We start from the raw sequence: 10,469 nt of genomic DNA, 5'->3' as shown, positions 1-10,469 counted from the left end.
TGAGCGCTGGCCCGGGGCGGCGCTGGAGGGCGTCTGACTCCTCGCCGGAGATGGTCACGGCCGCGCGGGAGCGGGGGATCGACGCCGCGATGATGGATGTCAACGACTGGAAGCCGCAGGCCGACACCGACGTGGTCGTGACGAACGCGGTCTTGCAGTGGGTGCCCGGCCACGCGGCCCTGCTGAGCCGGTGGGCCCGCGAGCTGCCGGCCGGGGCGTGGTTGGCGATGCAGGTGCCCGGCAACCACTTCTCCCCATCGCACACGACCATCCGCGAGGTCGCCGGCCGCCCGCAGTGGCAACGTGAGCTGGCGGAGCTCACGCTGCGCGAGCCGCTGGCGGTGCTGGACCCGGCCGGCTACGCCGACGTGCTGATCGAGGCCGGCTGCGAGGTCGACGCGTGGGAGACGACCTACCTCCAGCGGCTGTCCGGGCCCGACCCCGTGCTCGAATGGGTGACCGGCACGGCCTTGCGGCCGATCAAGTCCACCCTCGACGAGGACCACTGGCGGGAATTCCGTGCGGAGCTGGCCGTCGAGCTGCGCAAGGTCTACCCGCCCCGGGCCGACGGCACCACCTGGTTCCCGTTCCGCCGCGTGTTCACCGTGGCCCGGGTGCGATCTTGATCACTCCCCGTCGTTGCCCAGCTTGGCTCTGACCACACCCGCGACCCCCTGCACCGCCGGGTGGTCCTTGAGTCGGCGGTACGCCCGCACCAGCTGGTCGTACCGCTCTCTACCTGCGCGAGCTCCCAGCACGTAGCCGACAGCAACACCCAGCAGGAAAGCCTTCATGGTCGGTTCCTCCGCATCGCCGTCACGCCGAGCTGACCCCCTGTGCGTACCCGCTGGAGGGGGGTGTGTGAAACCCCCTCGCCGGCATGCGCTAGAGTTATCTCAGTCGAGCGGGAGACCGAACGACGGCGAACAACAGAACATTCCTCCATAGCTCAATTGGCAGAGCATGCGACTGTTAATCGCAGGGTTGCTGGTTCGAGTCCAGCTGGAGGAGCCAAAACCCCCAGGTCAATGACCTGGGGGTTTTGTTTCGGGCACCCCCCTGTCAGGCGATGGGTGCAGAAACGGTGCAGATTCACGACCGCTGGATTGAGCCGGCCGGTCGTGACGGGCACCGATGCGGCGTGAGGGCCCGGCCGATCTTGCTGAACGCGGCGGCGCGGGAGTGACGCTTACGTAACATGGTCGGTGTACTACTCGTTGTCACCGGTACTGCCGGGTCGGGCGGCCGGGGGCCCGGCGTCAGCGGTGTGGGGCGAGGGGAGCGTGAGTTGTCCAGCGAGCGCAGCCAGCCTGATCCACACCACGACGTGCGTGACACGGCCAACAAAGTGACCGGCGCCGCCGAGACCGTGCTGCAGGCCGGCCAGATCATCGGCGACGTCATCGTCTCCGGGCAACGTCGGGGGGACCGGCCCCGGCCGCGGGAGTTGCCGCCTCCGGTGGCCAACTTCGTCGGGCGTTCGCACCAGCTCCATGAGCTGGACGCCCTGCTGCGTCGGGCCACGGGCGGCGAGCCGGGCGGGATGATGATCGCCATCCTGTCGGGCACCGCGGGCGTGGGCAAGACGGCGCTGGCCGTGCACTGGGCGCATCATTCGATCGAGCACTTCCCGGACGGGCAGTTCCATGTCGACCTGCGGGGCTATGGCCCGGACGAGCCGGTGCATCCGGGCGAGGCGCTGGACGCGTTCCTGCGGGCGCTCGGCGTCAACGGCAACGACATTCCGCACCGGCTCGGTGAGCGCGCTGCCCGCTTTCGGAGTCTGGTCCACGGGCGGCAACTGTTGATACTGCTCGACAATGCCCGGACGGTGGAACAGGTTCGTCCGTTGCTGCCCGGCAGCGCCCGTTGCGTGGTCGTCGTCACCAGCCGCGACTCCCTCGCGGGCCTGGTCGCTCGCGACGGGGCGTTGCCGATCGACCTGGACGTGCTGTCCGTCGAGGACGCTCTTGCCCTGCTGTCCCGGCTTGTCGGACAGCGGGGCGACGAACGAACCCGACGCGGCAATGGCGCTGGTCGAGAAATGCGCGCAGTTGCCGCTCGCGCTGCGGATCGCCGCCGAACGTGCCGCCGCCCGGCCGCGGGTGCCGCTCTCCGACTTCGTCGCGGACCTGGCGGACGGGCACCATCGTCTGGAAGTCCTGCGCGCGGATGAGGATCCGCACACCGCGGTGCGGGTGGTGTTCTCCTGGTCCTATCGCCATCTCAGCCGTCAGGTCGCGCAGACTTTCCGCTGCCTGGGGCTTCATCCGGGTCGCAGCATCGACACCTACGCCACCGCGGCGCTGGTCGACGTGCCCGTCCATGAGGCCGAGCATGTTCTGGAAAGCCTGCTGCGCGCCCACCTCGCCGAGGAAACCGAACAGAACCGGTTCACCATGCACGATCTCCTGCGGGCCTATGCCGCGGACCTCGCGTCCGAAGTGGACAGTCTGGAGGCAAGGCGCGCGGCGTTGTCGCGCGCCTTCGAGTACTACCTCAACGTTGCCGCACGAGCCATGGACGTGCTCTTCCCGGACGAGCACGACCTGCGACCACAAGCTCCCGACTGGGCCGGTTCGGCTCCGCGGTTCGACGATCAGGCCGCCGCCGCCGCATGGCTGGAGACCGAGCGGCCGAATCTGATGGCGGTCGCCGCGCATGCCGCGGACAACGGCTGGCCGGGCCATGTCTTTCGGTTGTCCGCTCTGCTTTGGCGCTTCCTGGACAGCCGAGCGTACCGCGACGACGCCCTTGCGCTGAACACCCACGCGTTGATCGCCGCTCGAGACCTCGGCCCCAAGCACGAAGCGCGCGCGGAAAGCCATCTCGGCACCGTTTACAACCAGCTCAGGCGCTACTCCGAGGCACTGCGTCACCTGCGACGCGCCCTGGCGCTCGCGCACTCTGCGCATGACCATGAAACGCAGAGCAATGCGCTGTGCAACATCGGTGTCACCCATGAGCTGTTGGGCAACTACCAAGAGGCCCTGGAGCACTTGAACCAGGCGGTCGCGCTGGCCCGTGACACCGGTGGCACCGTCCCCGAATGTCGCGCGGAGAATCAACTCGGTCGGCTGTATCTGCGGCTCAGGAGGTACGACGACGCCCTGCCGCACTTCGAACGAGCCCTTGTGTGCGCACGCCAAGCCGCCCATCGCACTCTGGAGAGCCGAATACAGACCAATATCGCCACCGCCTACATCGCGATCGGGCGGCACGTCGAAGCCGACGAACACCTGCGCCGCGCGGTCGTGCTCGCGCGCGAAACAGGAAGCCGTGAGTCCTCCATTCGTGCCGCCGCGCAGCGGGGCATCCTCTACGCCGTGACGGGCCGTCATGACGATGCCTCACATTATCTGGACCGCGCGCTCACCTTGGCGGCCGGCCTGGGCGACAAGGCGCTGGAGGCGGACGTCCTCAACAGTTTCGGCGAGGCAGCCCAGCATGCGGCCACCGCCGACCTCGCCGTCGATTACCACCGTCAGAGCCTGGATCTCGCCACCATGATCGGGGACCGCCACCAGCAGGCCCGAGCCCATGACGGGCTGGCTCGTGCATTCCGCGTGTTGGGCCGGTCGAGCGACTCCGCGCGACACGACCAGCAAGCTCTCGGCCTGTTCGCCGCACTCGGCATCCCACGCGACGAGTGAGGATCGACACCGCGGTTGGCTGTCCACCAGCTGTTCCAGCCCGACGCCTGAGCACGGGAGCGGGGCGACATCCAGCTGGGTGTCGCCCCGGAAGCGCCTGGTCAGTACGTCATGCCCATGGCCGTCCTGACTTCGGCGAGGGTGGCGTCGGCGAGGGCTTTGGCCCGCTCGTTGCCGACCTGGAGGATCTTGCGCACGTGGGAAAGGTCGGCGGCGTAGTCGGCGCGGCGGGCGCGCATGGGAGCCAGGAACTCGTTCACGGCGGCGGTGGCGGTGCGTTTCAGTGCCGCAGCGCCGCCGGTGCCGACGGATGAGGCGACCTGTTCCGGTGTGACGCCGAGGCAGAGGGCGGCGAGCAGGACGAGGCTGGAAACCTCGGGCCGGGCAACGGGGTCGTAGGTGATGTGGCGGTCGGCGTCGGTGCGGGCGGACCGGAGCAGGCGGGCGGTGTCGTCGGCGGTGGCGGAGATGCTGATGGCGTTGTGCCGGCTCTTGCTCATCTTGGTCCCGTCGGTGCCGAGCAGGACGGGCGCGGCGGACAGCAGGGCGTCGGGCTCGGGGAAGACGGGGCCGTAGCGCTCGTTGAACCGGCGCGCGATGGATCGGGTGATCTCGATGTGGGGCAGCTGGTCCCGGCCGACGGGCACGAGATTTCCCTTGCAGAACAGGACGTCCGCGGCCTGGTGCACGGGATAGGTGAACATCAGCCCGCTCACGGCGTCCTGCCGGGAGTGCGCGATCTCGTCCTTCACGGTCGGATTGCGCCCAAGCTCGGACACGGTGACCAGGCTGAGAAACGGCAGCATCAGCTGGTTCAAGGCCGGCACGGCGCTGTGCGTGAACACGGTGGCGCGTTCGGGGTCGATGCCGACGGCGAGGTAGTCCAGCACCAGCCCCTCGACGGTCTGGGTCAGGCGGTCGGCCACGTCCCGGTCGGTCAGCACCTGGTAGTCGGCGATGATCACGAACAGGTCGACGCCCATGTCCTGCAAACGAACCCGGTTCTGAAGCGTGCCGAACAGGTGCCCGAGGTGCAGCGGGCCGGTGGGCCGGTCGCCGGTGAGCACGCGGTAGCGCTCGGGGTTGGCCTGGATCTGGTTCTCCACCATGGTTTGCTTGTCTCCCAACGGATGAAGGGTCCGCGGGACAGTCGACGAAAGAGAAGGCGCCGTCCTCGCGGACGGCACGCGCGTGCGTGGAATGGCCGTCCCTAGGCGGGACGCCACCAGTTGAGGCACGCGGTCGAGGTCATTGCGGCATCATACCGGCAGGCGGGGGAACAGCGCCTCGGAATTGCCGCGATCGATCGTCGCCCGCAGCTCGGGGGACAGCTCGAAGTTCTCGTACTGCTTGTTGATGAACCCACGGCCACCGGCGGCGCGAAGGGGAAGTCGCTGCCGTACGTGATGTGCGAGGGGTCGGCCACCTCCGGCAGGCTGGCCCGCATCCACTCCGCATACCGGGGCGGGACCACGTGCTGGTGGGTGTCGATGCGCAGCATCAGAGGTCCTCGCCTGCCGGCACGATCAGGGCCGCGAACAGCCGGGGCAGCACCTCGGTGACGTACTGCCCGTTGTCCGTGCCGGTGAGGATCGCCCGCTTCAAAGTGGCCTCGTACAAAGCGATGATGGTCACCATCGCACTGTGAGCGTCGACGGTCAGCCGCCGCCCCAGCCGGTCGAGCGTGCCCAGCAGGATCTCGGCCAGCCGGTTCTGGAACCGCTCCTCGGCCGCCGCGGTCGGCGGGCGCAGGTCGCCCTGGCGCAGGGCCTGGGCGGTGAACTCGACGTTGAGCATGTACCAGGTGCGGTCCGAGGCCAGCGATTCCATGAACAGCTCGCCGGCCTGCCGCAGCACGTCGGTCGCGACATCGGGATCGCTGATGTCGGCGGCGTCGATGGCCCTGGTCACGGCGGCGTGCAGCCGGTCGACGCGTTCCTGCGCCTGCACCTCGTGCACGGCCAGGAACAGCTCTTCCTTGCTGGCGAAGTTGGAGTAGAAGGCGCCCCGGGTGAAGCCGGCGCGCTCGCAGATCAGCTCCACCGGCGCGTCCCGGATGCCCAGCTTGCCGAACACCTCGTAGGCGGCGTCGATCAGCCGCTCGCGCGTCTGCGCGCGCCGGCGTGTCGTTCCGGTCATCTCACCCGTCCGCGTGACTCGATACACAGTGCATCGGATACATCGTGCATTAAGATACACGATGTATCGTCGCTGACCAGGGAGCCGATCGTGTCGTCGTTCCTCTACCGACTGGGCCGGGACTCCGCCCGGGCCAAGGTGCTGGTCCTGGCCATGTGGCTGGTGGTGCTGGCCGCCGCCGGCGGCGGCGCGCTGCTGCTGAACCAGGGCACGGACGACACGTTCGCCATCCCCGGCTCCGAGTCCCAGGACGCGCTCGACCACCTCAAGCGGGTCTTCCCCGAGACCGCCGGCACCTCGGCCCAGCTGGTCGTCCTGGCCCCCGGACGCGTCGACACCCCGACGATCAAGGCCGCTGTGGCCGACGAGATCAACCGGATCAGGAAGGTCGACCAGGTCGCGACCGCGGTCGATCCCTTTGACGGCAACAAAGGCGTCTCCGGTGACGGCCGCGCGGCGCTGATCGCCGTGCCGCTGACCGTGCAGCAGCCGCAGTTGCATCCGGCCACCAAGACGGCGCTCACGACCATCGCTGACGATCTCGCCGTCACGACCGGCACGCACGTCTACACCGGCGGCGACGCCTTCTCCAACCGCGTGCCCAAGCTCAGCCCGACCGAGGGCATCGGCCTGGTCATCGCGCTCGTGGTGCTGGTGCTGATGTTCCGGTCGATCATCGCCGCCTTCATGCCGCTGCTGACGGCCGTGCTCGGCGTCGGCATCTCGATCAGCCTCGTGTACGTGGCGACGCTGGTGGTGCCGATCTCCTCGACCGCGCCGATGCTGGCGGTGATGCTGGGCCTGGCCGTCGGCATCGACTACGCCCTGTTCTTGCTGTCACGGCACCGAGATCAGCTGGCCGAGGGACTCGACGTCGAGGAGTCCATCGCTCGGGCGACCGCGACCGCCGGTTCGGCGGTGATCTTCGCCGGCCTGACGGTGGTGATCGCGCTGCTGGGGCTGGCCGTGGCCGGCATTCCGTTCCTCACCACCATGGGCATCGCGGCGGCGGTGGCGGTCGCCCTGGCCGTGGGCGTCGCGGTCACGTTGGTGCCGGCGCTGATGGCGTTCGCCGGGCATCGGTTGAAGCCTCGAACGCCGCGCCGGAAGAAGAAGCGTGCCAAGCCGCAGGTCGCTCGTTGGTGGGTGCGGACCGCGACGAAAGCGCCTCTGCTGACGGTGATCGTCGTCTTCGTGGCCCTGGCGGTGTGCGCGATCCCGGCCCTGGATCTGCGGCTTGCGTTGCCGGACAACGGCACCGAGGAGCAGGGCAGCCCGGCCCGCGACACCTACGACGTGGTCAGTGCCCACTTCGGCCCCGGCTACAACGGTCCGCTGATCGTCACCGCGGACATCATCACCAGCACCGATCCGGTCGGTCTGGTGAACAAGATCGCCGGCGAGATCCTCGCGATGCCCGGTGTCGCCGCCGTGCCGCTGGCCACGCCGAACCCCAAGGGCGACACGGGAATCATCCAGGTGGTGCCGACCACGGCGCCGGATTCCCCGCAGACCGACGACCTCGTGCGCCGGCTGCGTGCCCAGGAGCCCCACTTTCTCGACGCCTACAGCACAAAAACCGCCGTCACCGGCATCACCGCGGTCGGCATCGACGTGTCGGCCCAGCTCGGCAGCGCCCTGTTGCCGTTCGGCATTCTCGTGGTCGGGTTGTCGCTGATCCTGCTGGCCATGGTGTTCCGCTCGATCTGGGTGCCGGTCAAGGCCACCGCCGGCTACCTGCTCTCGGTCGGAGCGGCCTTCGGGGCCACTTCGTTCGTGTTCGACCAGGGGCACTTCGCCGAGACGCTGCGGGTCACCCACACCGGCAGCGTGATCAGCTTCCTGCCGATCATCCTCATGGGTGTCCTGTTTGGACTGGCCATGGACTACGAGGTGTTCCTGGTCTCGCGCATGCGTGAGGACTACGTCCACAACGGGGATCTCCACCGGGCCATCGAATCCGGCTTCATCTCGGCGTCCCGGGTCGTGGTCTCGGCAGCGGTGATCATGTTCGCGGTGTTCGCCGCGTTCGTGCCGGAGGGCAGCGCGACGATCAAGCCCATCGCTTTCAGCCTGGCGGTCGGCGTGTTCGTCGACGCCTTCGTGGTGCGGATGACGTTGGTGCCGGCGGTGTTGGCGCTGCTCGGCCACCGGGCCTGGGGTCTGCCGCCGAAGCTGGACCGCGCGCTGCCGGTGTTCGACGCCGAGGGCGATTCCCTCGTGCACGAGCTGCGGCTGGCTGACTGGCCCGGCGTCGACGAGGCAATCAGCGCCCGGGGCATCGGGGTGGACGACGACCGCGGGCGGCCGGTGTACCGGGACATCGACCTGCACGTGCCACGAGGCGGGGTTCTGGTGCTGTACGGCGCCGGCAAGACCGCACTGCTGTTCACCCTCGCCGGCCGGGTCACCAAGCTCAAGGGGGACCTGAAGGTTCTCACCAGGGTCCTGCCCCAGCACGTGCACGCCCTGCGCCGCGAGGTCACGGTGATCGGCTGCCGGGACAGCGTCGCCCCGGCCAGTGAGGTGGCGACCGCGCTGGCCGACGACATCGAACTCGTGCTGATCGACGACGCCGACCTGGTGCTGCGCACCGACGAGCGCAACGCCCTGCGTAACCTGATCGCCCGCCGCCGCACCGCTTCCGGCCGGCCGGTGACCGTGGTGCTGAGCTGTCAGGATCCCGAGCGCCTCGCCGATCTGCTGCCGGCCGATGCCCGCCTGTTCAGCCTCGCCCAGCCCGTTGAGGTGCACTGATGTTCAAGCCGTTCGCCAACTCCGCCCGTGCGCTGGCCGCCGGCCCGCTCACCTGGAAGACCTGGGCCGGTCTCATCGCCGTGCCGGTGCTGATCATGGGCCTGCTGACGTGGGCGCTGTGGTCGCCGGACAGCGATCACAGCACCGCCACCGCGGCCGTGGTCAACAACGACGAGCCGGTCACGGTGAACGGACAGCTCATCCCGCTCGGCCGGCAACTGGCCGGCGACCTCACGCACAGCGGCAACTCCGCCTACACCTGGGTGCTCACAGACGCCACAGACGCTTCCTCCGGGCTGGACAACGGGACCTACACCGCCGTGGTGACGATCCCGAAGGACTTCTCCGCCCGCGCAACATCTGCGGCGGCTGGCAAGCCGCTCGACGCCACCCGGGCCGTGGTCGACGTCAAAACCTCGGCCAGCACCGGCGTGATGGATCCCTCGCTGTCGCAACGGATTGCCGACAGTACCCGGCAGACCTTGAACAACCAGGTCGTGGAGACCTATCTGGACAACATCTACGTCGGCTTCACCACCATCCATAGCCAGATCAACCAGGCCGCCGACGGCGCCGGCCAGCTGGCCGACGGCACCCGGCAGTTGGTGCCCGGCGCGCAACAGCTCGCCGCCGGCACCGCGCAGCTGGCTTCCGGTTCGAGCCACCTGTCCAGCGGCCTCAGCCAGGCTCAACGGGACACCGCCCAGCTGCCCGCCTTGACCAAGCAGCTCGCCGCTGGCGCCGAGCAAGTCGCCCAGGGCAACGAAAAGCTCGCCGGCACGATCGTCCCGCTGGCCAACCGGATCATCGCGGCCATCGATGCCCTGCCGTCTGCCGCGGCCGCGGCGGCCGACATTCAGAAGCTGGCCGACCAGTGCACCGGCGATGCCCAGTTCTGCGACAGCCTTCGGCAGGCGGCGACCCGGCTCAACGCCGACGCCGGCAAGATCGACGGGGCGAAGGCTGCCATGCGGGCCGAGGCCGTGCAAGTCCGGGATGGCATTGAGGCGCTTGCCAGCGCGGCTCGACAGGTCGCCAACGGGAATGCCCAGCTGGCCAAGCAATCCGGCGTCCTGGCCCAGGGCATCGCCACCGCCGCCGATGGGGCACGGAAGCTCGACACCGGTGTGCAGCAGGCGAATTCCGGCGCGCAACAGCTGGCCAGCGGCGCGGCGCAGCTGAGCGACGGGACCGGCAAGGTGAACAACGGTGCACAGCAGCTGGCGACGTCGCTGGACAAGGGGCGCAACCAGGTCCCCACCTACACCGATGCAGAACGCAGCCACCTCAAGACAATCGCCGCCAGCCCCACGGCGACCGCCTCCGACAGCACGCCGTCCAACACGCTGGCCATCACCCTGTTCGCGGTCTTGGCGCTGTGGGCCCTGGCTTTGGCCACGTACCTGGTCACCCGTGCCGTCCCGGACGCGGTGCTGACGGCACGGGAGCCGACGTGGAGCATCATCATCCGCGCCGCCCTGCCCGGCGCCACGGCCGCGGCCCTGGCCGCGGTGGCCATCACAGCGATCGCGATTCCGGCCCTGCTTCTGGGCGTGGGTGGGTCGTTCGAGTTCCTCGGTGTGGCACTGCTGGCGGCCTTCGTCTTCGTGTCGCTCAACCAGGCCGTGACGGCGGTCTTCGGCCGCGCCGGCCGGCTCGCTTCCCTTGCCGTGCTTGTGCTTGCGTCGGCCACCGGCATCGTGTCCACGTTGCCGGGCCCGCTCTACGCCCTGGCCGACTACCTGCCCACACACGGCGCCGTGCTCGGGCTGCGGGCCGCGGCGACCGGCGATGCCGGCCTCTACACCGGCATCGCCGAACTCGTCGGGTGGCTCGTCGTCGGCGTCCTGGCGGCGATCGTTGTCACCGACCGCCGCCGCTATCTGTCCACGCGGCGGCTGCGCGTGGCCATCGCCTAGC

The 10,469-nt window shown here is 69.2% G+C and carries 7 protein-coding genes, 1 tRNA gene and 1 pseudogene; 6 read left to right on the top strand and 3 right to left on the bottom strand.

Annotated elements, in window-relative coordinates:
• Window positions 1-626: pseudogene (locus KUTG_RS61310) on the top strand (methyltransferase domain-containing protein); the annotation flags it as partial.
• Here the strand turns inward: KUTG_RS61310 and KUTG_RS58505 are convergent.
• A complete protein-coding gene (locus KUTG_RS58505; RefSeq protein ID WP_157494573.1) occupies window positions 627-794 on the bottom strand; it encodes a hypothetical protein in 168 nt (55 codons plus the stop codon).
• A 144-nt stretch (window positions 795-938) separates the two neighbouring features.
• Here KUTG_RS58505 and KUTG_RS16345 point away from each other — a divergent pair.
• The 3 genes from KUTG_RS16345 (at window position 939) to KUTG_RS63630 (ending at window position 3,653) form a co-directional block, all read left to right on the top strand.
• Window positions 939-1,014: transfer RNA gene (locus KUTG_RS16345), tRNA-Asn, on the top strand.
• A 274-nt stretch (window positions 1,015-1,288) separates the two neighbouring features.
• Entirely contained in the window at window positions 1,289-2,176 is an 888-nt protein-coding gene (locus KUTG_RS63635) for an AAA family ATPase (protein ID WP_232240821.1), read from the top strand.
• 223 nt (window positions 2,177-2,399) lie between these two features.
• Window positions 2,400-3,653, top strand: a complete 1,254-nt coding sequence (locus KUTG_RS63630) for a tetratricopeptide repeat protein (RefSeq protein WP_369794643.1) — start codon at window positions 2,400-2,402, stop codon at window positions 3,651-3,653.
• Window positions 3,654-3,754: 101 nt separating this feature from the next.
• On the opposite strand, the gene trpS is transcribed toward KUTG_RS63630, so the two are convergent.
• Both trpS and KUTG_RS16330 read right to left on the bottom strand, forming a co-directional pair.
• Window positions 3,755-4,762, bottom strand: a complete 1,008-nt coding sequence (gene trpS, locus KUTG_RS16335) for a tryptophan--tRNA ligase (protein ID WP_052394698.1) — start codon at window positions 4,760-4,762, stop codon at window positions 3,755-3,757.
• Window positions 4,763-5,153: 391 nt separating this feature from the next.
• On the bottom strand, window positions 5,154-5,792 hold the full coding sequence (locus tag KUTG_RS16330; protein ID WP_043717823.1) for a TetR/AcrR family transcriptional regulator: 639 nt from the start codon (window positions 5,790-5,792) through the stop codon (window positions 5,154-5,156).
• A gap of 90 nt (window positions 5,793-5,882) precedes the next feature.
• On the opposite strand from KUTG_RS16330, the gene KUTG_RS16325 reads away from it, so the two are divergent.
• Both KUTG_RS16325 and KUTG_RS16320 read left to right on the top strand, forming a co-directional pair.
• Window positions 5,883-8,549, top strand: a complete 2,667-nt coding sequence (locus KUTG_RS16325; RefSeq protein WP_043717821.1) for an MMPL family transporter — start codon at window positions 5,883-5,885, stop codon at window positions 8,547-8,549.
• The gene (locus tag KUTG_RS16320) at window positions 8,549-10,468 is read left to right on the top strand and encodes a YhgE/Pip family protein (RefSeq protein ID WP_043717818.1); all 1,920 of its coding nucleotides are present in this window, start codon (window positions 8,549-8,551) and stop codon (window positions 10,466-10,468) included. Before KUTG_RS16325 ends, KUTG_RS16320 begins: the two co-directional genes overlap by 1 nt.
• The last annotated feature ends 1 nt before the right edge of the window (window position 10,469 follow it).

The organism is Kutzneria sp. 744 (assembly GCF_000568255.1).
GTDB lineage: Bacteria > Actinomycetota > Actinomycetes > Mycobacteriales > Pseudonocardiaceae > Kutzneria.
Note: the sequence above shows the minus strand (reverse complement) of the source record. Positions and strands in the feature narration are given on the sequence as shown.